A 26,032-nucleotide genomic window follows, 5' to 3' on the forward strand; every position below is an offset into this window, starting at 1 on the left:
TTTTAATTGTGTAAATGATAATTTTCATTTAACACTAGTTGATTGGAGCGAAGCGCAAGAAGCAGAAATCAACGGCGAAGTCAATTATGAAGAGGTACTTTTAGACTAGTAAATTTCAAGTTATTGAAAAAAATGTCGTCAAATGTCGTTTTTAGGTTGCAAACAGTCCCTTAGCTATATTCATATGTCTCTTTTACTGTCTATCATGTGGTAACTATCATAGACGAAAGACAGGGAAAAAGTTACATTAAAGGTAAACAAATAGAAAATTGAAATGAGGGGATGATTTTGAGAACTGATATGCTGACTCGTATTCAAGATCAAAAAATTGAGCATTTCTTTCAGCCAATGTGGAATCTAAAGGAATGGAAAATTTTTGGTTATGAGGCGCTTCTAAGATTTTCTGATGGGTGCTACAGTGAAAATATCGAAAGAGCTTTTGAAGTAGCCATGATAGAAGGGTCCTTATTTGAATTGGATACATTATCAGTCGAAAAGGCAGTAAGCTGCTTTCCGATACATCTTATGGAAGATGAGCTGCTGTTTCTAAATATCTTCCCTTCAACATTAATTAATCACCGATTTGAACGATTTATTAGTCAATTATTCCGCAAATATCCGAAAGCTAAAGGAAGAATTGTGTTTGAGATCAATGAATCCAAAGAAGAGGAATCGATTTGGGAGAATCCCGAATTAAAAAGAAGAATTGATTTGGTAAAGGAATATGGCTGTCTGGTGGCCCTCGATGATATTGGCAAAGGTGGGGCAGCGCTGAAAAAGATAATTGAATATAGTCCGGATTATATCAAGCTTGACCGATACTTTTCACAAGATCTCTGTCGATCAAAAGCAAAGCAGGATATGATCTCTCTGTTAGTTCAATACTCAAAGGGTAAAATGGGCTTGATATTAGAAGGCATCGAAAAAGAAATTGACTTAGCACAGGCGAAGTTTTTAAGTGTTCCAGTTGTTCAAGGCTATTTATTAGGGAGGCCGCAAAAAGTAACTGAAAAGAATTTATTTGGTGAAATAAGAAGGAAATTAACCCATTTATTAGCGTGAAATTCCCTGCAAACTTATAAGGAGGCTGACAGTTATGGGCCAAACCATTCTATCTAAAGGAAGAAGTATCATAGAAGCAATTGAAACTGGTTTGAGCTTATTAGGTACAGATAGGGATGAAGTATCTATTGAAGTGATTCGGCAGGAAACGAAGGGATTCTTGAAAATCGGAGCAAGACAGGCTGTTGTCAAATTAACAAGGAACAAAAAGCCGCAAAATCAGAGTAAGATCCACCCTCCCGAACCAGATATGGCCATGATCGAGACCATGCTTGATCACTTAGAGAAATCCAATAATCAAACAAAAAGGGCGACTGAAACAAACCTTCTTAATAATGAGAGTGCTGAGGTAAACTTAGAAGATGTCCTCGCTGGAAAGGCCTGGGTAAAAGACGGACAAATATTTTGTCAGCCCTCAGACACCCATTACCCGACGATTTCTTTTGGCAAGGGCGTTAGATTATTTAAAAATGGGAAGCATGTAACCGGAACAGCGGTTGCTGCAAAAGACGACCAATTTTCTCTGCAAACGGAAAAAGAGACCACAGAGGCAAAGTGGAAAGTAGAAATGGATGCAGACAGGCTGCATGTTCATTTATTCGTTGAACCTGGTATAAAAAGGTCCTATAAAATAAAAGATGTTGAGCCCGCTTCAAACGTTCATATTGAGACGGAAGAAAGACTTGAGGTTAGCAACGAGATTAAGTACAAAGACATTTTAAAAAGGCTAGAGGATTTAAAGGTTGTTCACGGATTTAATCATAGTGAGATTATGAAGGCAGTGAACACGGAAAGTGCTGGCATGTTTACAATAGCGAGCGGGGTTAAAGCAAAAGCCGGAGAAAATGGCAAACTTGAAATTCTAGTGAATACCGATAAAATAGAAGGACCGCGGGAAAGGACAGATGGAACGATTGACTACCGTGAAAAGGTGACCATTCCAATCGTCCAGAAGGGTCAGGTTATTGCTATGGTCCATCCGCCAAAACCTGGTATCCCGGGCACCACTGTAACCAATGAGCCACTTCCCCCAAAACAAACATTCCCTCTAATTATTCAATCAGGCAAAGGCATTGAATTAATTGAAAACGATACAAAAATTGTCGCTGCAGAAACAGGGCGTCCAGTCATTGAACAAAATGGTTTATTCGTAAAAGTATCAATTATCCCAAAGCTAGTTCATTCTATGGATGTCAGTATGATGTCAGGAAATATCCGCTTTAAGGGGGATATTGATATACAAGGAAATGTGGAGGAAGGAATGGTTGTAGAGGGTGGCGGGCATATTACTGTATTTAAGAACGTCTATTCAGCCTCTATATCTTCAAACTCTGGGGTAGCCATAAAGGGAAATGCGATTAAAAGCTCCATTTCAGCAGGGAATCAAAATATTTTCACTTCAGAAATGGTTATTCTCTTGAATAACATTCGAGAAAAAACACAAAAAATGAATGTATCCATTGGGCAAATTATGGACCTTCCGGCTTTTAAAACGACGGATTTAAGCAAGAATGGATTATTTCCAATTATAAGGCTTCTATTAAATAAGAAATATCAGGACCTTTTTAGATTGATCAAGCAATATATTCAGCTTTGTGAAAATGGACATCAATTAATAGATAGGGACTGGCTAACGATCGCAGAGCGTCTTAAGCATTGCTTTCTTTCCAGTAACCCTAATGAATATCATACTGTTAATGCGCTAAAAGGTCTGCAAAAGGAAATAGCAGATATCATTGAAAAACATCAAGGAGTTAATGAGGGAGCATGTTTTGTTGATTTTCAATACGCGCTAAATAGCACGATATATTCAAGCGGAAATGTGACAGTGAAGGGACAGGGATGCTATAACTCCAAAATTCATTCAGGCGGGCTAGTTACAGTCAATGGCATCTTCCGCGGAGGAGAAATATATGCAAGATTAGGGGCAAGGATAAAAGAATCCGGTTCCTCGGCTGGAGTAGCAAGCAAAATTATTGTTCCAGGTAATGGCATGATTCAGATAGATTGTGCTAAGGAAGGTACAGTCATACAAATAGGCAAAGTTAAGTATACCTTTCATAACGAAAAGAAAGGAATTATAGCAAAATTGAATAATGAGGGAAGAATCATTTTTTAACTTCACTTCTTTGGGAGAAGGAGATTGTGTGTATGTTTTCATACAAGGTAGATAATAGAGAAGGAAACGCTAAAGTACAACTTAATGGTGACCTGGATATTGACGTTTCGGAAATCATTGAAGAATTGATTCCAAGACTTTTGTCCTTCGAAAATCTTGAGTTTAATTTTAGCGGAGTCCCATTTGTTGATTCCACTGGAATCGGGCTATTAATAAATTTGGTTGAAACGTTAAAAAAGAACCGTGAGGATGTTCAAATTCAAATCAAACATGTTCAGCCATTGGTGAATGAGGTTTTTGAAATGCTTCAGCTGCAGGAAATCTTAGGAGATCGAGTACAGCTGCTTTCGCAATTGGGGTAGCAAACTTGTTGGCTGTATAGAGGAGAGGGGTGTCAAAATCATGAATTCCATGAAGATCATTATTGCTGATGATGATCAGCCTTCTAGAACGATATTAAAACACTTTATACAGCTGCTTCCTGAATATAGTATTGTTTCGGAAGCATCAAGCGGAAAAGAATTAATTGAACTTGTCATGAAAGAGAGACCTGACATCGTTTTAGTGGATATTAATATGCCAGGTCTGAATGGAGTAGAAGCGGTCAAAACCTGCAAGGAGGTATTGCCTTCATTACAGGTAATATTTATAACGGGTTATGATGAATTTGCTGTTGAAGCCTTTAACATGTCGGCCACTGATTATATTGTGAAACCAATTGAGAGGGCCCGATTATTTATGGCTTTAGAAAAGGCCAAAAAATCTCTGCAAATGCAAAAGCAAGTTACAAACAAGCTTAACATCAAATCCAATAATACCTACTTGTATTTATCGATTGATGATCTGCTCTATATTGAAAAGGAGGGAAGAAAGTCAATCCTCCAGACAGCAAATGAAAGTTTTGAAACGACCGACTCACTTCAGGATCTTGAATACCGATTGCCGAATTACTTCCATAAAACCCATCGTTCCTTCCTGGTTAATTTAAAAAAGGTGGTAAGGATTGAATCGTTTGGCGAAACTTATCTAGCTTTTTTTCAAGGGTCAGAAAAGGTTGCTCATATTTCAAAATTAAAAATTAATGAGGTTCATGCTTTAATGAGTTCATAGCTGTATTCAATCAAATTTACTTGATTATGCTTGGTAAGCGCTTGTTTAAAAAATCTTTGCGAAGCTGCAGATCTGTTTAGATAAAAAGTGAACAGATTGCAGCTTTATTTTTCATAGTAAAGGTGAGAAATCCTGTGTCCCAGATAACGAAACGCTTATTTTTACCAATGATGATATTCTTAATAATTTTTATAGGCATCTATTTTTCTCATAATCTTGTGCATTTCTTGATTGAATCAGCCGTCATCATGACTCTGCTTTTAATAATAAGAAAAAGAAATAGACAGATTATAGAATTGAAAAATATAAGCTTAAATAGTGATTCCCCTCCGAGCTCCATGAATGCAGTTGAAAGTCATACATCAGAGAGTGCACATGTTAATGGAAAGAATGTCAATGATTCAGAGCTTCTAAAGGAATTTCGCGCTGGAAAAGTTGTCTACTATCAATATGGTCAATTCTATAATATGGAGGGCGAGGAAACGATCATTCCGTGTAAAGATCAAGTGATCCATTTAATTAGGAGAAATCTGGATACTAATGACGCCCAGCATGAATTTATTGAGGAAACAACTACGGGAAAAACCTTTAACATTCACTGGATTAAAGTTGGCGGGAGAATTTACCTCATTATTTTTGATGTAAGCTATCTGCTTGAATTTGAAAGAGAACAGGATGCAAAGATTCGTAAAATCTATCGGGAAGTGATCCATTCTGTTACGCAAGGCAAGCTTTTTCTATTAGAAATGGATGAGCTTGCGGATTATCTTGAGGAACCTCCTCTTTTAGTTACAGCCATTAATAAAAGAGAAGACGTGGCCATATGCAGGAATGAAGTTGGCGGTCTTCTGGCTGAAATATCATTAACGGAGAGGAAAAAGTTTAATCTGCTTCTTTCTGTATCTGAAGCTGTAACGAATGTATTAAAACATGCAAGGGGAGGAGAGATGAAGGTTTTTATTAAGGGAAATCGTTTCACTGTTATTGTCGAAGACCATGGAGATGGCATTCAACTGCATTCTATCCCTAAATCTGCTTTATTTAATGGATATTCCACGAAAAAATCAATGGGGCAAGGCTTTGGGCTGATGCTGAAAATGATGGACCAGGTTTCTCTGTTTACAAGTAAAGAGGGGACAACCGTGATTTTGGAATTGCAATTAGATGAAAAGGCAATAGCTTTATAGAACGAAAGAATTTAGGCAGGCAGCAGATTTGCCTATTTTGGGGTGGACGAAGTGGAACACAGTAATAAAAAAACCGTAATTAGAAAAACATTAACCTCAATCGGATTGATCTTTCTTGTCATTTGTCTGCTGATTGTCCTTGTTTTTCCGAAAATAATAAGCAGGGATATTGAACAGCATTTGAACCAAAATGCCCTTCACACGGCAACAATTGTGAAAAGTGCTTTAGAGTCAAGTGTCAGCTCCAAACAAACAATTGAGCGGTTAATTGACGATAAACTATATATCGCCTCCATCGAAATTGCAAGAAAACTAAGAGATAAGAACATTGAAGAAATCACCCAGGAGGAGCTAAAGTCTATCAGTAATGAACTTGGACTTTATGACATTTCATTATTAATAAGAAAGAATAATGATATTGTTATTGCCAAGTCATCAAATCCAGATGAGGCGGGACTCAGTACAAAGGATTGGGGTTATTGGTACACAGGGTTTGATCAGTTAATGTCGGGGAAAGAAGTTACGGTTGGAAAAGGCTATTATCGTAACCATTTTTGGTCAGGGCCGATCTCAAAGTCTGAGGTAGAGGATAAATATTTTAAGTTTGCCTATTATTATGATGGAACAGCTGAGTATATGATTAACCCTTTCGTCCAGGATGAGTATATCTATGGAATGCTCGAGAATTCTGGTCCGCAGTTATTGATCAATCGAATTAACATGAATAAAGATTTGGAAGAGATTGCTGTCATTAATGTTAATGCGCTGACAGAAGCCCGCGGCAGGGAAATCATTGAACCGGAGGAGGACCTTCCCGTCCTATATGGCGAAAATACGTTTCATCTTAAAAAGGATTTGGAATATTATCAAAAGGCCTTAAAGAGTGATAAAGCAGCCAGCTTGGATTTTGACCAAGATGGTGTGAAGCATAGGAAGTTTTATATTCCTATTTCAAATGATAGAGTCATGGTTGTTGTTGCCGACTTAAGCAAGCAAGAAGCACTCTTGAACAGGCTAATGGTATTGTTTATTTCTTCCTTTGTAATTGCTTTTATCGTTATTTATATTGTCCTTCAATTGGTGACAAGAAAATACTTAAAGCCATTAAGCACAATCAATAAACATATTAATCGAATAGCTTCAGGGGATTTAACGAATAAAATAAAGATATTTAAAGAAAATGAATGGGCAGAAATATCGCTTCATTTAAATAAAATGACAGATGATATCAGTCTATTAATATCTGAAACAAAGAAAAAGATTGATTCTGTCACGATTGTTTCATCTCTATTAAATAACACTGTTCAATCCTATTTTAAAACCATGGACGAAATATCGTCTTCCATGACGCATGAATCACGAGAACTGTTCTATGAAATTGATTTGCGCGTCAGTGATATACAAAATAATTATGTAAATCTTTTAAAAGGGATGGAGAATAAAGAGGAATTTAATAAAGATGAACTTATTAGTTTTTCTAATTTCATTATCGAATCAAGCAGGGAAATTTCAGCGTTAAACGGGCTGTTAAAATCACATGTTAGGCAAATAACCGAGATGAGCCTTTCTTCATATGATGCCATCGACCAGTTAAATAATATGATTTCTCAATTAGACAATGTTTCAAAAGAGTTAAAGAACCAAATAAAGATCTTTAAGATCTCCGAAAAATGAGGGAGAAAAATGGAGCTTGTTGTAAAAAAAGAAATCCAAGGCAGGAAAATAATTCTATCATTAAAGGGAATACTCGATATCTCGACAACGAATATGATAACCGCACAGTTTGAAAAGATTGGCGATATTGACCTTTTAATTTTTGATCTTCAAGAACTTGATTTTATTGACTCAACTGGGATTGGTTCAATCATCGAAACGATTTATTTCGCAAGAGAAAAAAATTTCATGATAAAGCTCCAGGGTGTTAATGAATTGACTGATCAGGTGTTTGAAACGGTGGGATTGTATGAATTGCTAAAAGCCTTTCAAGAGGAGGCTGTTTAATGTATAGGAATAAATACACCTATGACTCAGAGCAAGAATCTGCCGGAAATATTCAGCATGACAAAACCCTGCAAAGAGAAATAAACTTGGCCAAGAATATCCAGTCTGTCTTATTAAATGGCAAGGCACCAGAAATAGAGGGCGGGGAGGTATACGGTTCTACCATGCCTGCCAGGCTGATAGGCGGAGATTATTACGACTTTTATCCGCTTCTTAACGGGAAAATCCGCATTGTAATCGGGGATGTAATGGGAAAGGGAATTCCTGCAGCAATGCTGATGATCTTAACTAGAGGAGCTTTTCGAAGCGCAGCTGAAAGCACGCAGAGCCCAGGGAAAACCTTAACTGCTATGAATCAGGCATTATATGAGGATTTACGAACATTGAAGTCATTTGTTACTCTTTTTTGTGCAGATTGGGACCCGTCAACAGGGTTATTAACCTATGCGAATGCCGGCCACAATCTCCCCTTATATATTAAAGGGAAAGACCCATTGATTGAAGAGCTTCCGAAAGTGAGAGGGATTATGATTGGCGGCCTGCCTAACCAAGAATATAAAGAAGAAACTATTCATTTAGAAAAACAGGATATTGTCTTTTTTTATACAGATGGAATTATTGAAGCGCAAAATAAAGCCGGGGAACTATATTCGATAAAGAGGCTCATAAATACACTTCTGCAAACTAGAGAAAAAAATGTAGCAGAAATCGAACATTATATTATGACCTCCATTGATAAATTTACAAAAGGGGTGCCGCAGAGAGATGATATCACAATGGTGGTGCTAAAAATTAAGAAAGATCAGGCTGATATTACAAGTTTAAATGCCCCGATTATTTGAATCCATATAAAAGTGGTTGGTTTTTTAGAAAAATTTGATAATTTCCTATCCCTAAAAAAGGAAAAGCTGCAGTCCTTGTTGAATTAATTATGGGATTATAATCGGAGAAGAATCTCATATTAATGGAGGGATGAGGATGAAATTGGCTGATCGGTATATTGAATTGATTCTTGATGTTCAAAAAGAACTAAAGCGTGAGCTGTCTTTTGATGAAATACAATTGATAAAATGGATGGTAGCAAAAGAGTTTGGCTGCATCAGTCACGTTTCAAGGGTCAAACAGCCAATTATTGCATGATAAAAATAGCAGTTCCATACTAAATACATATTAAAAAACAACGGACATATTTTAATAATTGTCCGTTGTTTTTTTTTGTGCCGAACTTGGATGAAATGAATTGACAGTTCAGCCATGCTTCCATTATATTTAAACACGTAAATAGTTAAACCGTTGAACTATTAAAGCATAGAACTTTGTGAGGTGGTTTTTTAAGTGTCCTATACGATTACAGGTTTAATTGATAAATATATCCATTTATCTTTCTCTGTCCATAGAAAAGGGGAGGCCCTGATAAAGGAGCAAATTGGCAACGATCTGACAAATGACCAGCAATATACGCTTAGGTATATCAGCAAAGCGGGGTCCTGCACATCCTCAGAATTAGCAGATGCCTTTGAGGTGCAAAAAAGTGCGATAACCGCCATTATCAACCGGCTCTGGGAAAAGGGACTGATACAGCGGACCCGTGACGAAAAAGATCGCCGTGTGGTCTATTTGACTTTAACTGAAAAGGGAAAGGAGCTTTTTTCCAAAACAGAGGAGCGGATTCAAAAGCTGGTGGAATCGTTTATTAAACAATTTGATCAAAAGGAAATCCAGCAATTTATTCAAACCTATGAAAAGCTCAATCAAGTTTTAATAGAAAGTAAAGATAAAGTGGGGGAATAAGCCGTGAATGTGATTATCAAAAATAAATGGTTCGTCTTAATTGCCTGGATTGCCATTGTCGCAGGTCTGTTATTATCGGCACCGAACATGGCTGATCTTGTCCGGGAAAAGGGCCAGATCTCTGTACCCGACGAATACTCTTCCACATTGGCCGGGAAAATTATGGATGATGTGCGGAAAGAGGAAGGCGGCGGGGATGAGGCGCAGGTTGCCCTTGTCTTTCACAATGATAAAAAGCTGACAAGTGAAGACATAAAAGAGGCAGAGAGGGCTATCCGCATTCTTGAGGAACAAAAGGATGAACTTGGGATTACAGAAGTCTTGACCCATTTCAATGAAGAAAGTTTAAAGGATCAGCTGGTTTCAAAGGATGGAAAGTCGGTGCTGGCATCGATTTCGGTAAGCTGGAATGACCGTGAACCGAAGGAGGTAAATGATGCCCTATATAAAGCACTTGAGGATATTAAAGTGGAGCACTTCTATACAAGTGAGTGGCAAATCGGCGAGGATTTAATCCTCAGCTCACAGGAGGGACTGAAAAAGACAGAGGGAATTACCGTTGTCTTTATTCTTGTTGTCTTGCTGCTTGTTTTCCGTTCTGTTATTTCGCCTGTAATTCCATTAATTACTGTGGGATTTTCATATCTCGCTTCACAATCCATCGTTGCATTTTTAGTAGATAAGGCGGATTTTCCTTTATCAAACTATACTCAGATCTTCTTAGTTGCTGTTCTGTTTGGAATCGGAACAGACTATTGTATCTTGCTGCTCAGCCGCTATAAGGAAGAGCTGGCGCAAAGAGAAACGGTGGCAGAAGCGATTGTTGAGACATACCGAAATGCCGGAAGAACGGTATTTTTCAGCGGTGTGGCTGTCATGATTGGTTTTGCAGCTATCGGGTTCTCACAATTTATTCTTTATCAATCAGCTGCGGCTGTGGCGATTGGGGTAGCAGTTCTCCTCCTTGCTTTATTTACGATTGTTCCATTCTTTATGGCTGTTTTAGGAACAAAGCTGTTCTGGCCGTCAAAGAGCAAGGCCGAGCATGGGGAAAGCAAGCTTTGGGGCGCCGTTGGAAAATTCTCATTGGCACGCCCATTCCTTGCTTTAATTATTGTCGCTGCTATATGTGTACCATTTCTCGCAGTCTATGACGGGGAATTATCCTATAACTCTTTGGAAGAGATTAGCGGGGATGTCCATTCGATTAAAGCATTTAATATTATTGCCGATAGCTTTGGTCCAGGGGAATCCATGCCGACACAAGTCGTTTTGAAAAACGATGAGGAAATGGATTCAACCGAATACATTGGTCTGGCTGAAAAGATCAGCAAGGAATTAGAAAAAGTAGATTTAGTTGATACCGTTCGTTCTGTAACAAGACCTACTGGCGAGCCAATCGAGGATTTCTTCATTGCCAAACAAGCAGAATCTCTTGAAGATGGCTTAGGCGAAGGAAGAGAAGGGCTGGATAAGATCAGCTCGGGGCTTCAGGAAGCCGGCAGCGAATTATCAAAGTCTGAACCAAAGTTAAAGGATGCAGCCAATGGAATTGGCGGGCTTGTTGCCGGAACAAATGAACTTCAGTCGGGTTTAAAAGAAATTCAAACCAACCTGGCGAAAATTGAAAATGGCATTCGCCAAGGCTCTGCCGGGTCTGACCAAATTAAAGCTGGGCTGGAAAAATCAAAAGCCGGGGCAGAGGAACTGCTTACATCCTATCAGCAGCTGCTTGGCGGCTATAAAGATTTACAAGGGAACTTAAATACACTGACAGAAAACTATCAAAAAGTCGGCGATGGGCTGGCAGGCTTATCTGATGGCTTGGCACAGGCTAATGGAGCTATGTACGGATATTTAGAAAATAAGTATGCAGATTTGGCTGGTGATCAGCAATATCAAACGTTGAAGGGGACCGTGCTCGGTCTGCAGCAGCAGCTGCAGGGTCTGTCAGCGAATGTAAAAGAATTAAATGCCGGTCTTTCACAGATTAATAGCGGAATGTCCGGTGCCAATGCTGGATTTGAAAAAGCCGTTGCCGGTCAAGGTGAGCTGGCAAAAGGCCTTGAGCAATTAATTGCCGGAATCGAAGCCCAGCAGGACGGATTAAACCAATTGGCTAATGGCCAAGGACAAATTGTCAGCAATGTGCCGAAGCTTACAAACGGCCTCGGCAGCATAAATGATGGTCAAAAGCAGCTCCTTGCCGGCTTTGGCGATTTAGGCGGCCAAATCGGTGAGCTGACAAATGGGCTTAATCAGAGTGCAGACGGGTTAAACCAGGTTTCAGATGGCCTTGGCTCCGCCCAGGATTATTTGGCTGGCCTATCAAGCACTGAAACTATGGATGGTTTCTATTTGCCGGAAGAAGTTCTTGAAGATGAAGAGTTTGCGCAGGTCTTTGATGTTTACATGTCTGAAAACCGCAAAGTGATGACGTTTGATGTTATTTTGGATGCGAATCCATACTCAAATGAAGCAATCGCTCAGGTGGATGATATTAAAGAGGCTGTCACGCGGGCAACGAAGGATACAAAGCTTGAAAACGCAGTGGTAGCTGTTGGCGGTGTGACAAGCACAAATGCCGATTTAAGCACAATGTCTGATCAAGATTACTCTCGTACGGTGGTCTTAATGCTTGTCGGAATTTCTATTATTCTTGTCTTTTTATTCCGGTCTATCATTATGCCAGTCTACTTGATTGGGTCTTTGATCTTGACCTTTTTTACCTCAATGGCAATTAATGAAGCGATTTATGTCAATCTTTTAGGATATACAGGAATCAGCTGGGCTGTTCCGTTTTTCGGCTTTGTTATCCTTGTCGCTCTGGGGGTTGACTACAGTATCTTCCTTATGGACCGCTTCAATGAATACAAGGATTTATCCGTGCCGGAAGCGATGCTCATGTCCATGAAAAAAATGGGGACGGTCATCATCTCGGCAGCTGTGATTCTAGGCGGTACCTTTGCAGCTATGATGCCATCTGGAATGCTGTCATTGCTGCAGATTGCATCCATTGTCATCGTTGGCTTATTCCTATACGCAATCATCATGCTGCCGCTATTCATACCGGTCATGGTGAAAAACTTCGGTGAAGCCAATTGGTGGCCATTTAAACGGAGTACAAATTAATATTCAAAATGAAGCAGTCCTTTGCGGGGCTGCTTTGTTTTTTTAGAGGTTCTCATGGACAAGATTCTAGTAGAAATGGAGAGTGGTGTCCATGAGGGAGGTTCTCATGGACAAGATCCTAGTAGAAAAGAGAAGTATTGCATGAGCGGGCACCTAATGGACATCATCAGCCTAAAAAAAGAGAAAAATGTCCATGAAAAAAGTTCTCATGGACAAAACCTTAATATAAAAAGACCTAACTGTCCGTTATGAAATGGAATGAAATCAAAAAAGACAAGGGGTTCAACCCCTTGCCTTAGCTTTTAATAGATCTTCACATGTCCGCTAGACACCTGCACATCAATTGGGTGTTTCCCGGTGCCAAATTTTCCTTTAACTTTACCCTTTTCAGAAATCTTATCCCTCAGCGGCAGGTCACACTCAATAAATCCGCTTGACGATTTCCCGTTTAACATAAAATCCGCATCATCTGGCAGATCAAGCTTAATCTGACCAGAGCTTGCCTGGAGTTCAACTGGGTCAGTCAGTTCGCTGAGCTGGATATCCAGTAATCCAGAAGATATCTTGGCATCAAGCTTGCCTTTTAGGTCTTTTATTTTTGCTTTTCCAGAGCTCATGCGGACGGAGGCTGATTCTGCCGTCAGCGTATCAATGTCTGCCAGCCCTGAAGATCCTTCATGTTCAAATTCCTTCGCCTTAATATTTTTCAAATCCACTTTTCCTGAACTCATATCGATTGACAAACTATCAAGTGAAATAGGCTCGTCGTCTGATGGTCCTTCAAAAGCTAAGTAGCCAGATCCTATCTTTAATTCTAAGCTTTTGCTGTAATCAGATGGAATATAAATATTCAATTTCGGGGTTTGATTGAAAAATTGCAACCCGTTGAAAAATCCGCGTTTGTAATCAATTTTGATGGTATCACCATCTTTATCCATGCTAACCTTCCCTTTGCCGCTGAGCTCTGCTCTAATATTGTCGCGGTCTTCAGGAATCATATTTACCTGGGCGGAGGAGACATCTACCTCAATGGTATCAATCCTTTTCGTAAGCTGAATTTCTGAGTTGTTTTTCCCAAAAAGGAAAAGATTCATTATATTAGAGGTCAGTAAAAGATAACATCCTATCAGGACTAGGAAAATAATTAAAATCCTTTTCAAAAATATCCCTGCTTTCTCATTGATCTTACATTTATTGTAGCTGATTTATTTTGGAAAAGAATTGATCTGAGGCATTAAAATTTTCTAAGACTTGGGGCTTATGAGGGGCAGGACACATGAAGGTTTTTAGTGCATAAAAAAAACCGGCATTATTCCAATGCCGGCATGGTTATTCAGAATTTGTTCTCTGGTCTTTATTTCTTTTATTGCCTTTGCTGTTATCACCGCTGACGCTGTCTTGGCTACCTGCAGGCGAGTTCTGGTTTCTGCTGCCTTTATTATATTTTTTCGTCATTTCTGCACCCCTTCATATATGATCCTTCCTATTTTCCATCAATTTCATCTTTTTATTCATGAGAGCTTTTTTATAAGGTTTTGTAAAATTGAGCCGTTGATTGCAGCGAGAGGCACTTCGCTTTCCGGGGGGCGTTTTGCGAGCCTCCTCGTCGCTCGTGCTCCTGCTCACGTCTCGCTTCAACGCTGAGCCCCCAGGAGTCTACGCGCCTGCAGCGAAGATCAACTAAACGGTTAAAATCAACATTAAGCTTTAAAAAGACTTTTATAAAAAAAGCAAAAAAAAATGCTCCCAAACGGAAGCGAATAAAGGGGGAAATACACTATGTAGTATTATTATAGTCACCCTTTTTCCTTTTTAATCAATGACAGATAAATTTTCCCTTAAAATTTGTATTCTAGCATCACCTTTCGTTTATAATGGTGAGGTGAAAAGGTGCCGAAAAGTTCATGATATTGTCAACGACGTTTCACCATCTATGATTAATATCATTTATATTATAGGTAAGTCATGAAGAAATGGGGTAAAGGCTTTGAAAAAATGGATGTTTTTCATAGGAATTTGTCTTTTGTTAGCTGGATGCGGAACATCAGATTCGAATAATAATGCAGGCCAGGGCGATGCTCTGCCGGAAATTATTGAGGCTAAGCTGGATGTTCCTGAAAAAGCTGACGCAGGTAAAGCTGTTGATCTAGCTGTTACGGTTACCCAGGGCGAAGATGCTGTTGAGGATGCAAGTGAAGTGAAGTTCGAAATTTGGAAAGAAGGCAATAAAGACGCAAGTGTTATGGCCGAAGCTGCTCATACGGAAAAAGGGATCTATACCGCGAAACATACCTTTACCGAAGATGGAATTTACGAGGTTCAATCCCATGTAACAGCAAGGGATATGCATACCATGCCAAAGGTTAAGATTCAGATTGGCGATGCTAATGCTGCCGCCGAGCCTCATGATGAGGGCACAGAAGAAGAAGGCCATCATCATAGCGATGTAACAATTCAGTTACAGGAGCCTGAACATTTGCAGGCAAACCAGTCAGCAACTCTTGTGGCTCAACTGCAAAAGGAAGAGCAGCCGCTAAGCGAGGCTGATGTTCAACTAGAAATTGTTCAAGATGGGAAAACTCTCGCCTGGGTCGATATGCCTGAAGGCACAAAGGGAGAATACACAGGCGAATATCAATTCCCGGCAGCCGGTAAATATTCCGTAACTGTTCATGTGAAAAATGATGAAGGACTGCATGAGCATACTGAACAAGAGCTTGAGGTACATCCATAATAATTAGGGAGCGCATCTTTTCCAGATGCGCTTTTCTTTTGGCATCAAATTACTGAGACATTTTTATTGCCTAAGTGTGCCAGTTTTTGAGAAAATCTTATTAATAGCGTATTAATATGGCTATGTAAAAAAGAAATAGGAGAACCCGTGTTTTTCCTTAAGCAGGTGAATGATACATGTCAAAGACACATTTGTTTTTTCATACTGAGATTGGCAGACAGAAGCCGAATAGTATTAGAAATAAGGAGCAGGCTTGTCCTTTTTGTGCACGTGAGAGGCTGACAGATATTATCGCGGTTGATGGCCCGATTATCTTTTTGAAAAATAAGTTTCCGGTGTTGGATAATACCTTTCAAACTGTGCTCATTGAGACAGATGAATGTGATAGTGAGCTTTCAGTGTATTCGAAGGAACATTTGCACAGACTAATTCGTTTTGGTCTAACCCAATGGCTGAAAATGATTGAATCTGGCGAATACAAATCGGTCATTTTCTTTAAGAACCATGGACCTTATTCTGGCGGGTCAATTGCCCATCCGCATATGCAGATTGTCGGGCTTAAAGAGATTGATTACCATGAGAAGGTTCAAGCGAGTGATTTTGAGGGGTTAACGATTCATGAGCAAAATGGCACCATTTTTTCTATATCAACAGCGCCAAGAATCGGATTTTATGAATTTAATGTGAAGCTTGGCGATATTATGGATATTTCCGCATTTGCTAATTATATTCAGACAGCAACCCATTATATTTTAAATAACTTCCCATTTAAGATGAACAGCTATAACTTATTTTTCTACCACCATGAAAATGAGATCTACGCAAAGATTGTCCCGCGCGGAGTAACCACCCCCATATTTATTGGGTATTTTATTCCACAAGTTCCAAATAATATAGAATGGATGAAAAACGACATAAAAGAAAAATACTTCTCTTCACATTAACGCATTACCGCAACGGTGGCCTGTCCCCCGTTGCTTTAAAGCATTGCCAAATGTTTCATGTGGTTGTGCTTTGCCGGGTAAGAAAATATAATAGAGTGTTGGGACAACTTCTAATAGGAGTATGCTATGACACATAATAAGACAACAACACCTCCTAGGGTGGATTTTAGTTTAGTTTTGATTTTAATGTTATTATTTTTGATTAGCTGTATTTCCATTTACAGTGCACAGACAACTGGACAGTATAAGGAGAATTTCCTTTTAAAACAAATTGTCTGGTATACGGTTGGAACAGGGATCATCATAGGCGTGATCACCCTTGACTCTGATCAGCTGAAGAAAATATCGTGGTATGCCTACGGCTTTGGGCTTTTTCTCTTAGGCTTTCTGATTGTCGCCCCGAGCGGTATTGCGCCAGTCATTAATGGTGCCAAGGCATGGTACAGAGTGCCTGGAATGGGTTCTTTGCAGCCCTCGGAGCTTGTGAAGGTGTTTATCATCCTTGTTCTTGCACGGGTCATTGATGAGCATCATCAAAAGAACATGATAAAGACGATTCAGACAGACCTTTGGCTGTTAGGAAAAATCGGTTTAGTGACAATGGCTCCCTTACTGCTTGTGATGCAGCAGCCTGACCTTGGTACTGGGCTGGTCTTTATCGCGATTATGCTTGGGATGATTTTTATTTCTGGGGTTACTTGGAAAATTCTCGTGCCCATTTTTGGCACAGGCATTACTCTTGCTTCCGCTATCTTTTACTTCGTCCTTTGGCATCCTGAATTATTGGAAAAATACTTAGGGGTGAAGGAGTACCAATTTGCAAGGATCTACTCCTGGATTGATCCTTACAACTACCAGAGCTCGACTGGGTTTCAGCTGACAAGATCCTTGCTTGCCATCGGTTCGGGAGAAACTGCCGGAAAAGGCTATGGGACAAGGGAAGTCTATCTGCCCGAAAGCCATACAGACTTTATTTTCAGTATTGTTGGCGAGGAATTTGGCTTTATTGGATCAAGTATTTTAGTCAGCCTATTTTTCCTGCTGATCTACCATATTACAAAAGTTGGCATGGAAACGAAGAATAACTTTTATTCTTATATTTGTGTAGGAGTCATTAGCATGATTACCTTTCACGTCTTTCAAAATATTGGCATGACCATTGGCTTGCTGCCTATTACAGGGATTCCCTTGCCATTTATTAGCTATGGGGGAAGCTCGCTCATGGGCAATATGCTTGCTGTCAGCTTAATTTTTTCGATTCGTTATCATTTCAAAAAATACATGTTTTCTGCTAATGATTAAAGAGCGGGTGCCCCTATTAGAAGGGCCCCGCTCTTATTCAATCACGCCTGTTTCAACGATAGTGACGTTGCATTTCACATCAAAGGTTAAATTTGGATAATCCTTTTCCCAGTTATCAACATTAAAGCCGCGGATTTTTGATCGGTGCAAGTAGCCAAAGCCTACAGGATCAACTCCCTTTTCCTGAAAAGTCTTTAAAAGCTTTAAGCATTCTCGTTCAACAATTTTCTGCAGCTTTTTTTCGATCTTGTTTACTTCTTTTTGGTCCAGTCTTTTTCCTGTAAATTCCTTTATCATCCCTCTTATTTTTATATGAATGCTGACGTGATTAGCCCCTTCTTTAGACTTGCCTACAAGCTTTAGCTTGTATTTGGAGGAAATGCTTTCAACATCCGCATCCCTGTTCTTTCCTATATGAACTCTAAAGCTGCCCTGGCTATGTTTGTCAACCATAAGCTTAAAGAAAAACATCTTGTTTTGCGGAATCACATAGGCCTCTCTATCTTCCTTAAAGACGCTAATGCCACTGATTTCCAGCTCATTTTCTCCTTTTTTCGTCAGTTCTGGGAGGTAAGGATCTTTCCCCTTTTTATAATAGTCACGCAAAAAGATATGCAAATTTGTCCTAGGGACATCCCGTCGCTGGATGTTGTGCTCAATAAGATTGAAAAGATAGTTGGAGGTGCCTTGTGGACCATATTCCCCCCTAATGATATCTATTGCACTTCCAGAAGAAGTAGCCAAATAGTTTCTTGCCCCAATACTTGGCTCACGCTGATACGTATCCACAAAGTCAATAATTCCTGTATCTGCAAGCTTATTCCCAAAGATAGTAATCAATAGGCCGCCATTAAAAATTTCTTTTGATGACTGCTTCTGAATGTTCATCATTAAATCCCTGCGAAGACTGGCAGTTGATTGGTAAACTATATCTTTTATGGACTTATCCGGCAAATAGTCTTGAATAAGGAAAGCCCCAGTAAAGTTTTCTTCATCTATTGCATCGAAGGCTGAGCCAACTTCAATATTAATTTCATCAATGATCCGTTCCTGTACACATCCTGCTAATAAAAAAAGGCTCAAAAAAACAAGAAAAATATTCTTCACTTTTTCTTCACCTTCTTCATAATCATCAGGATTATAAATAATAGTGGTATATAAATGAAAGTAACGCCAAAGCCGGCCAGACCTGTGTAATCATTTAACAGACTAACCTTTTCACGTGTATCAATAAAGTTAATGGCAATGGACATTGCGATGACAATGTAAATGACCCCATGTTTTTGCTTTATATTTATAATCCTTTTTAGCAGTCTTGAGGCAATCCAAATGGTGATACAGACATTTGGAAGGATTACTAAACTCCAGGTGCCGATTCCAATATATTCAAAACGCTCAACAAAGGGCAATTTGACAATCTTCCACATGGTCAGAGTGGGCCAGATTGATTTAGCCAATTGATCTTTTGAAAAATAAACAATGCTAATAATCATTAAAATGGTATTGCCGATGGTCGTTAAAAATAAGCCGAAATGGGCCCATTTCTTTGATTTTTGCGGTTCCTTAATAAACGGATAAAAGAACAGGATGACTTCAAATCCAATAAAGGTTAAGGACATATGAAAGGAGCCTAATAGGATGTCTTTTATAGAGTTTTCAAATATAGGCGTAAGATGGTTCCATTGGGCATATTGCAAATTGAAAAAGAAAATAGGATACAAATAAATATGAAAAACAAAGCTGAAAAAGGAGATTCCAACCACCGTCCTGAAACCCCCATATATGATATAAATACAAATGAGAAAGAAGCAAACGGAAAACCACCATAAATTAATATCGGTGAACATCCAGACCTGAATGACTTCAACATAGGTCCTGACAACGGTTAAAGCTAAAAGTAAAAAGTAGGCAATAAAAATGGAACTTAGGATTTTGCCAACCCATTTTCCCGCTATAAACTCATGAGCTGTAACGATATCCCCATTGACAGACTCGTTGATTTTATAAATCATCCACATAATGATATGTAAGGAGGCACCCGCAACTAATACGGATATCCAGGCATCATGCCCTGCATCTTCAGCGATAATCCGCTGGAAACCGAGGACGCCGATCCCTATTTGCATGGAGAGAACCATATAGATTACTAAAAACGGCGATATCTTAAATCGTTCTTGTATAACCTCCTGCATAGTTGCCCTCCTTTTTATTCATCAATATCTTTTTTCTTACTTGCCTTTTCTTTGCTAAACCGAGTTGGGTTTTTCGTATTCAAAAAAACTGGTCTTTGCGACTGGAAACGAAACGGCAATCGGATAAAGGAATCCTTTAAATCTCTCACCCTCGGTGGATAGATAGGAGCCAAGAATGGTCTTCCCAGTGAAGTAAGCCGCAAAAGATGGGTGAATAGTATAGAGAAACAAATGACAATCCCAAGCAAACCCCATAATTGTGCGAAGAATAAAAATGGAAAACGCAGCAGGCGAATCGTATTGCCCATTTTATACACAGGGGTCGTAAAGGAAGCAAGGGCTGCTAACGCAACAAAAATAAGCAGTACATTACTTGTCAGCCCAGCTTCAACAGAAGCTGTTCCAATAACAATACCGCCAACGATACCGATTGTCTGGCCGACCTTAGTAGGAAGTCTTGCTCCAGCCTCCCGCAAAAGTTCAATGGTTAATTCTAAAAATAAGGCTTCAAGAATAGGCGGGAGCGGAACAGGTCTTCTAGAAGTAATCAAGGTTCCTATTAGGTCCCTAGGGACCAGCTCGTAATGATAAGTCAGTACGGCAACATAAATGGGTGTGATTAAAAAAGAGAAAAGAACGGCAAAAAATCGAATTAATCGGAAAAACGATGAAAGGAAATAGTTTAGAAAATAATCCTCAAATGAACTAAAAAATTCGATCAAGGTTGTCGGGCCAATAAGCACATGCGGCGATCCATCGACCACAATTGCCAATTTTCCTTCAGCCAAAATTCCAGCTATTCGATCCGGCCTTTCTGTATCTAATAGCTGTGGGAATGGTGAATTCGAATTATCGGAAATAAGCTGAACAATATAGGAACTGTCTGTAATGGCATCAAATTCGATCTGACTTAACCGCTGACGAACAGTTTCGATATTTTCTTCATTCGTAATATTGTCAATATAAATCATTGCTACCTGTGTCTTTGATAAACTGCCTAAAGTGAATTCTTCGACAATCAGCTCCTTGATTGGCAGCCTTTTGCGAATCAAGTTGATGTTTTGGCTAAGCGATTCTACAAAAGCTTCCTTTGGACCGATAACCGAGAACTCGATTTCTGGCGGTGATACGCTGCGCCCAACTTGCTTTTGTGCGGAAACAAAGGCAAAAGTTTCTTCATGGTGATCAATTGTCAGCATGAAATAGCCGTTAAGGAGCTTTTTCTCGATTTTAGCTGGGTCTGTACTGATTTCCATATCGGTAATCGGCAAGACTTTTTTTATATCTTGGATAGTACTCCATTCATCTTCCAATAACCTAGGAAGAGCTTCCTCCTGGATCACTTTTTCATCAACAAGTGTAGAGATAGAAGTAATACAAAAGCGCATATTGTTTTTCTGGTTATTGTAATAGACTCTTGAAAAATCCTTTGATTTTTCAAGCACCTTCTCCCAGTCTTTTTGGCTGCTGTCTTTATTGCCTATTGTCTTTTTAATCCAGTTCTTCATAAATGTACATCACCCCGAGTATTACGTTTATTGTTACCGGAATTGGAAAGTTTATGAATGATAAGCAAAAAATAAGAAATTTTTAGCAGGGAGGAAAAAAATAAAAACCCGCAAAATTTACGGGTTTTTAAATATGGGGGGTTATTGAATTTCAAAGTACTTTTCAATATCATCAAGCATTAAATTAGCAGCAACAACTCCGCCGGCTGTATTCCAGATGACATCGTCAACCTTATAAACCTTGCCTGCTTTAACTGCACTTAGATTTTTAAAGAGCGGATCTTCAATCCATTCTTTTTCAAGAGTACTTGCTTCCCCATCACCGGTCTCATAGGTGAAGTAGAAAATCACATCTCCATCCATAGCTGGGATTCTTTCTTTCGTTGCGTTTCTTTCAGCAAAGTCATCTACATTCTGACTTTCTGGTCTTGCAAAGCCAATTTGATCTAAAATCACTCCAGAGAATGTATCCTTATGATAGATTCTTACATCCCCAGCCATAAAGCGGACGATGGAAATCTCCTGGTTGACCTTGTCGCCAAGCTTTTCACTTATATCTGTAATTCTTTGTTCATAATCAGCTATCACCATTTGCCCTTCTTTTTCTTTATTGACAGCTTTTGCATAAAGCTGAAAATTTTCCTGCCAGTTGCCGCGAAGTGTTTCAGCAAAGACCGTTGGCGCAATTTTGCTCAGCTGATCATAGACTTTTTCCTGGCGCATTTTATTGCCGATTATTAAATCCGGTTTTAAGGCAATGATTGCTTCCATATTTACTTCACTTTCAGTTCCAACGACTTCAGCATCCTTCATATCTTCAGCAATGTGTGGATACCAGGGATCGCCTGTCCAAGATTTTACGGCCCCGACAGGTTTTATTCCTAAAGCAAGCAGTGCTTCCGTTCCTTCATTTGTTAAAATAACAATTCTTTTTGGGGTATCTTTTATCGTTGTTGATCCCATTGCATGCTCGACAGTGTAGCCAGCAGATTCTGATTTATCCGCATCTGTTTTTTCGGTGCTGGTATCGCTATTATTGTTCCCGCAGGCTGCTAAAAGAAAGAGGGCCATCATAGTGATTAGAATGTTTTTGACTGATTTCATAAAATTAAACCTCCAACATAAATGATAATCATTTTCAATTATGAATTTATCATATAAAGAAATAATAGCGGTGTCAATCATAAATGAAATTGATTTTCATACTCATTGACAGATAAGTTCATCACCAAGTAGACTAAAAGGGAAATTACAGCAAAGATTAAGAAGGGTTTGTCTATTTTGTTTAAAACAAATCAGCAAAGATCTATCGGTTTATTATTTGCTTTTATTTTATTAATACTATTAATGTGTGCAAGTATCGTTTACGGATATACAAATACAACATGGAAAATGGCAGCCGATGCTTTTACTGCTTTTGATGGTTCTAATGAGCATCTGATTATTACAACCGTTCGGCTGCCGCGGGCATTAATTGCAGCTGCAGTCGGTGCCAGTCTGGCAGTAGCGGGCGTTTTGCTGCAGACACTGACAAAAAACCCGCTTGCTGCTCCTGAAATCTTTGGGATAAATGCAGGTGCGGGCTTTGCTGTTGTTATTTCCGTCACTGTCTTTTCATTAAGCAATCTTCAGCTTTTTACATGGGTTTCATTCTTAGGAGCGGCTGTTGCTTTTGTATGTGTGTACGCTATTGGTTCAATCGGCAGAGACGGGCTGACTCCAATGAAGCTAACCCTTGCAGGAGCGGCTATGAGCGCCATGTTTGCTTCTATGACCCAGGGATTTTTAGTCATCAATGAAACAGCACTTGAACAAGTGCTTTTCTGGCTGGCTGGATCTGTTGCCGGAAGAAAGCTCGAAACACTTGCTGCTGTTATCCCCTATATGTTTGTTGGCTGGCTGATCGCCCTGGCTATTTCCAATAAATTAAATATCCTGTCCATGGGAGAGGATGTGGCAAAAGGTTTAGGGCTGAAAACTGGGGTAACCAAGGCATTATCAGGAGTTGTTATTGTTCTTTTATCAGGCGGTGCTGTTGCCGTAGCTGGACCTATTGCATTTATTGGGATCGTGATCCCGCATATTACAAGAGCAATTGTCGGGATTGATCACCGCTGGGTAATTCCCTATTCCGCGCTTTTGGGCGGTATGCTGCTATTATTAGCAGACATTGCTTCAAGGTATATAATTATGCCGCAAGAGGTCCCTGTTGGGGTAATGACGGCCGTTATTGGAACTCCCTTTTTCATTTACATTGCTAGAAAGGGGTTCAATAAATAATGAAGAACTATCATATCTATCGATTATTTAATGATAAAGTTTCTATTTTAATCAATAAAAAGGCACTTTTTACTATACTTATTCTGCTAGGAATAGCTGCTGTAACCTTCGTTTTCAGCACGGGGACAGGCGAGATCAGAATTAGTCCTCTACAGGTGCTTTCGGTGTTTTTTGGCGGAGGCACGGATACTGATCGCCTCGTCATTCAGACATTCCGGCTGCCAAGAATTATTGTCTCCTTAATGGTTGGGATTGGACTGGCTGCAGCAGGAGCCATTTTGCAGGGGATTATTCGAAATCCGCTGGCATCTCCGGATATTTTAGGAATAACAGGCGGTGCATCTGTAGCTGTTGTTGGATTTTTAGCCTTTTTCAGCGATGAGAGCAATGCGCTGACAGTAAGCATCCATTGGATGCCGGTGGCTGCTTTTGCCGGTGCGACGATTGTTGCTTTTCTTGTCTATTTTTTAGCATGGAAAAATGGTGTTTCACCGATTCGTCTTGTACTGATTGGAATTGGGATTTATAGCTTAATGAAGGCATTAACTACACTCATGATGCTTCTCGGCCCGATTTATCAGGCGAGCCAGGCTAATATTTGGATAACAGGAACCGTTTATGGTTCCAATTGGGGGCATGTAGCCATTCTTGTCCCATGGATCCTGATTTTTTGTATTGCGGCTATCATTTTATCAAGAAATATGAATATTCTAGAGCTTGGCGACGATATTGCCATAGGGGCTGGAAGCCGGGTACAGCGTTACCGGTTCTTGCTCCTAATGGTCAGCACGGCTTTAATCGGCGGTTCTGTTGCTTTTGCCGGGGGAATTGGATTTGTTGGCCTTATGGCACCCCATATGGCGAGAAGGATTGTCGGTTCCTCTTACGGTGCATTGCTTCCGGCCTCTGCTTTAATCGGCGGCATCCTTGTTATGGCTGCTGATTTAATCGGGCGGACGTTATTTGCTCCATTGGAAATCCCGGCTGGTGTGTTTACAGCCAGTATTGGCGCCCCTTATTTTATTTATTTGCTTTTTAAAACAAGAAATGCTTAGAAAATAGAAAGGAGTGGGGAGATGCTTGGAAATCATGCAATTGAAACCAATTCCTTAACCTTATCTTATGGGAATACAAAAATTATAGATGAGCTGGAGCTTCACATCCCCAAGGGTGAAGTAACAGTTTTTATTGGCGGAAATGGCTGCGGAAAATCAACCCTGCTGCGTTCAATCGCCCGTTTGCTTAAACCAAAATCGGGGGCTATTTTACTCGAAGGGGAGGATATTGCCAAGCTCCCGACAAAAGATATTGCGAGAAAAATGGCGATTCTGCCTCAGTCACCTGCAGCACCTGAAGGCTTAACAGTCCTACAGCTTGTCAAGCAAGGACGTTATCCCTATCAAACATGGATTAAACAGTGGTCAAAAGAAGATGAAGAGAAGGTTATGGCTGCATTGGCAGCTACCAATCTTACGGAGTTAAAGGACCGTGCAGTAGATTCTCTTTCCGGCGGGCAAAGACAGCGAGCCTGGATTGCGATGGTGCTTGCACAGGATACGGACACTATTCTTTTAGATGAGCCAACCACTTATTTAGATATGACCCATCAGATTGAAATACTAGATTTGCTGTTTGAGCTGAATGAAACAGAACAGCGGACGATCGTTATGGTGCTGCATGATTTGAATCTTGCCTGCAGATATGCCCATAATGTTGTGGCAATCAAGGATCAAAAGATATATGCACAGGGAAAGCCAGAGCATATCGTGAACTGTCAGATGGTTAAGCATGTGTTTGGGATGGAATGCGAGGTAACGATTGATCCGCTATTTGGAACACCCATGTGTATTCCGTATGGAAAGGGAAGACGTATTTTACAAACGAGGGTGCCTCAAAATGTCTAGCAGGCTATTGGATGCAGAACTGGAGGAACTGAAAGAGCTTCGCCTTGCAACGGAAAAAACAAACTCTCCACTTTCTGTGCAAGTAAATTCCCTGTTAGATGAGGATCAATTAAAGGCGTATTTGAAGCAGCTTAGCGGGCACCTGCAATCAGCCAACCACATGGTAGCATCATCTATTTTTATCAAACGCTATGCCTTTGTGCCTGTCATTTTTCTTTATGCCATGTCAGCCTGGAATCGGAAGCTTGATATTTCATTTAGCAATATATCAATTGAATCAGATGAACAAAAAGGGTTATGGCTTCCTAAATTTTATTTTAAAGATTTTCAATCTGAGGAAACGGGTGCTGATCGAGATGAATGGAGAAGGAAGTGTTTGGCGGCGCTGTTTCAGGATCATCTTTCTCCACTGATCAATCATGTTTCGAGGACAGCCAAGGTGTCAAAGCTGATTCTTTGGGAAAATATTGCGATTTATCTTTTTTGGCTGTATGAAACTGTTTTGATAAAAGAAGGTACATCAGAAGAAGTGAAAGCACGTGCAAACAAGGATTTTCAGTATTTAATTTTTGAAGCACCGGGTTCTTTATTTGGAGATTATCATAACAATCCATTAGTAAAATACTATAATGAACGCGTCTTTTTACAAAATGCTCAAAAGAGTATCAGACCGCGAAATACGTGCTGTTTGGCCTATTTGACCAAAGGGCAGAAGCATTGTAGCTCATGCCCGCATAATTGTAGAAGGTAAGCAGGAGGAGGGAAA

General features: G+C 39.7%; 24 protein-coding genes. 18 read left to right on the forward strand and 6 right to left on the reverse strand.

Features of this window, described 5'->3' with window-relative positions:
- Positions 1-288: 288 nt before the first annotated feature.
- From AC1Q59_RS13050 to AC1Q59_RS13100, 11 genes are all read left to right on the forward strand, one after another.
- On the forward strand, positions 289-1,062 hold the full coding sequence (locus AC1Q59_RS13050) for an EAL domain-containing protein (protein WP_492366272.1): 774 nt from the start codon (positions 289-291) through the stop codon (positions 1,060-1,062).
- A gap of 34 nt (positions 1,063-1,096) precedes the next feature.
- Positions 1,097-3,181 (forward strand): flagellar assembly protein A, encoded by a 2,085-nt coding sequence (locus AC1Q59_RS13055; RefSeq protein ID WP_492366273.1) that lies wholly within the window; start codon positions 1,097-1,099, stop codon positions 3,179-3,181.
- A gap of 32 nt (positions 3,182-3,213) precedes the next feature.
- Positions 3,214-3,543, forward strand: a complete 330-nt coding sequence (locus AC1Q59_RS13060) for an STAS domain-containing protein (RefSeq protein WP_492366274.1) — start codon at positions 3,214-3,216, stop codon at positions 3,541-3,543.
- Positions 3,544-3,583: 40 nt separating this feature from the next.
- On the forward strand, positions 3,584-4,291 hold the full coding sequence (locus AC1Q59_RS13065; protein WP_492366275.1) for a LytR/AlgR family response regulator transcription factor: 708 nt from the start codon (positions 3,584-3,586) through the stop codon (positions 4,289-4,291).
- Positions 4,292-4,425: 134 nt separating this feature from the next.
- Positions 4,426-5,478: an ATP-binding protein gene (locus AC1Q59_RS13070; RefSeq protein WP_492366276.1), complete on the forward strand. Its 1,053-nt coding sequence runs from the start codon at positions 4,426-4,428 to the stop codon at positions 5,476-5,478.
- A gap of 51 nt (positions 5,479-5,529) precedes the next feature.
- The gene (locus AC1Q59_RS13075) at positions 5,530-7,152 is read left to right on the forward strand and encodes a methyl-accepting chemotaxis protein (RefSeq protein ID WP_492366277.1); all 1,623 of its coding nucleotides are present in this window, start codon (positions 5,530-5,532) and stop codon (positions 7,150-7,152) included.
- A gap of 9 nt (positions 7,153-7,161) precedes the next feature.
- Positions 7,162-7,479: an STAS domain-containing protein gene (locus tag AC1Q59_RS13080; RefSeq protein ID WP_492366278.1), complete on the forward strand. Its 318-nt coding sequence runs from the start codon at positions 7,162-7,164 to the stop codon at positions 7,477-7,479.
- Positions 7,479-8,321 (forward strand): PP2C family protein-serine/threonine phosphatase, encoded by an 843-nt coding sequence (locus AC1Q59_RS13085; protein WP_492366279.1) that lies wholly within the window; start codon positions 7,479-7,481, stop codon positions 8,319-8,321. Before AC1Q59_RS13080 ends, AC1Q59_RS13085 begins: the two co-directional genes overlap by 1 nt.
- A gap of 136 nt (positions 8,322-8,457) precedes the next feature.
- Complete coding sequence (locus AC1Q59_RS13090; RefSeq protein WP_492366280.1) at positions 8,458-8,619, forward strand: hypothetical protein; 162 nt, start codon at positions 8,458-8,460, stop codon at positions 8,617-8,619.
- A 195-nt stretch (positions 8,620-8,814) separates the two neighbouring features.
- On the forward strand, positions 8,815-9,270 hold the full coding sequence (locus tag AC1Q59_RS13095) for a MarR family winged helix-turn-helix transcriptional regulator (RefSeq protein WP_492366281.1): 456 nt from the start codon (positions 8,815-8,817) through the stop codon (positions 9,268-9,270).
- 3 nt (positions 9,271-9,273) lie between these two features.
- On the forward strand, positions 9,274-12,402 hold the full coding sequence (locus tag AC1Q59_RS13100) for an MMPL family transporter (RefSeq protein WP_492366282.1): 3,129 nt from the start codon (positions 9,274-9,276) through the stop codon (positions 12,400-12,402).
- A gap of 302 nt (positions 12,403-12,704) precedes the next feature.
- Here the strand turns inward: AC1Q59_RS13100 and liaG are convergent, their stop codons facing one another.
- Both liaG and AC1Q59_RS13110 read right to left on the reverse strand, forming a co-directional pair.
- Complete coding sequence (liaG, locus tag AC1Q59_RS13105) at positions 12,705-13,562, reverse strand: LiaG family protein (protein WP_492366283.1); 858 nt, start codon at positions 13,560-13,562, stop codon at positions 12,705-12,707.
- A gap of 169 nt (positions 13,563-13,731) precedes the next feature.
- Positions 13,732-13,857: a hypothetical protein gene (locus AC1Q59_RS13110; RefSeq protein ID WP_492366284.1), complete on the reverse strand. Its 126-nt coding sequence runs from the start codon at positions 13,855-13,857 to the stop codon at positions 13,732-13,734.
- Between the two features lie 532 nt (positions 13,858-14,389).
- On the opposite strand from AC1Q59_RS13110, the gene AC1Q59_RS13115 reads away from it, so the two are divergent.
- The 3 genes from AC1Q59_RS13115 (at position 14,390) to AC1Q59_RS13125 (ending at position 17,382) form a co-directional block, all read left to right on the forward strand.
- Positions 14,390-15,136 (forward strand): FixH family protein, encoded by a 747-nt coding sequence (locus AC1Q59_RS13115; RefSeq protein WP_492366285.1) that lies wholly within the window; start codon positions 14,390-14,392, stop codon positions 15,134-15,136.
- A 176-nt stretch (positions 15,137-15,312) separates the two neighbouring features.
- Positions 15,313-16,080 carry a DUF4931 domain-containing protein gene (locus AC1Q59_RS13120; RefSeq protein WP_492366286.1) on the forward strand — a complete coding sequence of 256 codons (768 nt, stop codon included), beginning with the start codon at positions 15,313-15,315 and terminating at the stop codon, positions 16,078-16,080.
- A gap of 126 nt (positions 16,081-16,206) precedes the next feature.
- The gene (locus tag AC1Q59_RS13125) at positions 16,207-17,382 is read left to right on the forward strand and encodes an FtsW/RodA/SpoVE family cell cycle protein (RefSeq protein WP_492366287.1); all 1,176 of its coding nucleotides are present in this window, start codon (positions 16,207-16,209) and stop codon (positions 17,380-17,382) included.
- A 33-nt stretch (positions 17,383-17,415) separates the two neighbouring features.
- Here the strand turns inward: AC1Q59_RS13125 and AC1Q59_RS13130 are convergent, their stop codons facing one another.
- From AC1Q59_RS13130 to AC1Q59_RS13145, 4 genes are all read right to left on the reverse strand, one after another.
- A complete protein-coding gene (locus tag AC1Q59_RS13130; protein ID WP_492366288.1) occupies positions 17,416-18,489 on the reverse strand; it encodes a Ger(x)C family spore germination protein in 1,074 nt (357 codons plus the stop codon).
- Positions 18,486-19,574, reverse strand: coding sequence for a GerAB/ArcD/ProY family transporter (locus tag AC1Q59_RS13135; RefSeq protein WP_492366289.1), 1,089 nt, complete (start codon positions 19,572-19,574; stop codon positions 18,486-18,488). Before AC1Q59_RS13135 ends, AC1Q59_RS13130 begins: the two co-directional genes overlap by 4 nt.
- A 14-nt stretch (positions 19,575-19,588) precedes the next feature.
- Positions 19,589-21,082 (reverse strand): spore germination protein, encoded by a 1,494-nt coding sequence (locus AC1Q59_RS13140; protein WP_492366290.1) that lies wholly within the window; start codon positions 21,080-21,082, stop codon positions 19,589-19,591.
- A 141-nt stretch (positions 21,083-21,223) separates the two neighbouring features.
- Positions 21,224-22,186 carry an ABC transporter substrate-binding protein gene (locus AC1Q59_RS13145; RefSeq protein ID WP_492366291.1) on the reverse strand — a complete coding sequence of 321 codons (963 nt, stop codon included), beginning with the start codon at positions 22,184-22,186 and terminating at the stop codon, positions 21,224-21,226.
- A gap of 174 nt (positions 22,187-22,360) precedes the next feature.
- On the opposite strand from AC1Q59_RS13145, the gene AC1Q59_RS13150 reads away from it, so the two are divergent.
- Genes AC1Q59_RS13150 through AC1Q59_RS13165 form a run of 4 tightly spaced genes read left to right on the forward strand, consistent with a single transcriptional unit; the run spans position 22,361 to position 26,017 of the window.
- Positions 22,361-23,362 carry a FecCD family ABC transporter permease gene (locus AC1Q59_RS13150; protein ID WP_492366420.1) on the forward strand — a complete coding sequence of 334 codons (1,002 nt, stop codon included), beginning with the start codon at positions 22,361-22,363 and terminating at the stop codon, positions 23,360-23,362.
- Positions 23,362-24,417 (forward strand): FecCD family ABC transporter permease, encoded by a 1,056-nt coding sequence (locus AC1Q59_RS13155; RefSeq protein ID WP_492366292.1) that lies wholly within the window; start codon positions 23,362-23,364, stop codon positions 24,415-24,417. The genes AC1Q59_RS13150 and AC1Q59_RS13155 overlap by 1 nt, the downstream gene beginning before the upstream one ends.
- A 21-nt stretch (positions 24,418-24,438) precedes the next feature.
- Positions 24,439-25,266, forward strand: a complete 828-nt coding sequence (locus AC1Q59_RS13160; protein ID WP_492366293.1) for an ABC transporter ATP-binding protein — start codon at positions 24,439-24,441, stop codon at positions 25,264-25,266.
- Complete coding sequence (locus AC1Q59_RS13165) at positions 25,259-26,017, forward strand: IucA/IucC family C-terminal-domain containing protein (protein ID WP_492366294.1); 759 nt, start codon at positions 25,259-25,261, stop codon at positions 26,015-26,017. Before AC1Q59_RS13160 ends, AC1Q59_RS13165 begins: the two co-directional genes overlap by 8 nt.
- The last annotated feature ends 15 nt before the right edge of the window (positions 26,018-26,032 follow it).

The organism is Cytobacillus sp. MT66, assembly GCF_058792595.1.

Excerpts from the sequence above, each read along its gene's own strand:
- AC1Q59_RS13160 (WP_492366293.1), top strand. The coding sequence starts at position 24,439 with ATGCTTGGAAATCATGCAATTGAAACCAATTCCTTAACCTTATCTTAT.
- AC1Q59_RS13090 (WP_492366280.1), top strand. The coding sequence starts at position 8,458 with ATGAAATTGGCTGATCGGTATATTGAATTGATTCTTGATGTTCAAAAA.
- AC1Q59_RS13080 (WP_492366278.1), top strand. The coding sequence starts at position 7,162 with ATGGAGCTTGTTGTAAAAAAAGAAATCCAAGGCAGGAAAATAATTCTA.
- AC1Q59_RS13135 (WP_492366289.1), bottom strand. The coding sequence starts at position 19,574 with ATGCAGGAGGTTATACAAGAACGATTTAAGATATCGCCGTTTTTAGTA.
- AC1Q59_RS13165 (WP_492366294.1), top strand. The coding sequence starts at position 25,259 with ATGTCTAGCAGGCTATTGGATGCAGAACTGGAGGAACTGAAAGAGCTT.
- AC1Q59_RS13120 (WP_492366286.1), top strand. The coding sequence starts at position 15,313 with ATGTCAAAGACACATTTGTTTTTTCATACTGAGATTGGCAGACAGAAG.
- AC1Q59_RS13060 (WP_492366274.1), top strand. The coding sequence starts at position 3,214 with ATGTTTTCATACAAGGTAGATAATAGAGAAGGAAACGCTAAAGTACAA.
- AC1Q59_RS13125 (WP_492366287.1), top strand. The coding sequence starts at position 16,207 with ATGACACATAATAAGACAACAACACCTCCTAGGGTGGATTTTAGTTTA.
- AC1Q59_RS13055 (WP_492366273.1), top strand. The coding sequence starts at position 1,097 with ATGGGCCAAACCATTCTATCTAAAGGAAGAAGTATCATAGAAGCAATT.
- AC1Q59_RS13145 (WP_492366291.1), bottom strand. The coding sequence starts at position 22,186 with ATGAAATCAGTCAAAAACATTCTAATCACTATGATGGCCCTCTTTCTT.
- AC1Q59_RS13140 (WP_492366290.1), bottom strand. The coding sequence starts at position 21,082 with ATGAAGAACTGGATTAAAAAGACAATAGGCAATAAAGACAGCAGCCAA.
- AC1Q59_RS13065 (WP_492366275.1), top strand. The coding sequence starts at position 3,584 with ATGAATTCCATGAAGATCATTATTGCTGATGATGATCAGCCTTCTAGA.
- AC1Q59_RS13110 (WP_492366284.1), bottom strand. The coding sequence starts at position 13,857 with ATGACGAAAAAATATAATAAAGGCAGCAGAAACCAGAACTCGCCTGCA.
- AC1Q59_RS13155 (WP_492366292.1), top strand. The coding sequence starts at position 23,362 with ATGAAGAACTATCATATCTATCGATTATTTAATGATAAAGTTTCTATT.
- AC1Q59_RS13085 (WP_492366279.1), top strand. The coding sequence starts at position 7,479 with ATGTATAGGAATAAATACACCTATGACTCAGAGCAAGAATCTGCCGGA.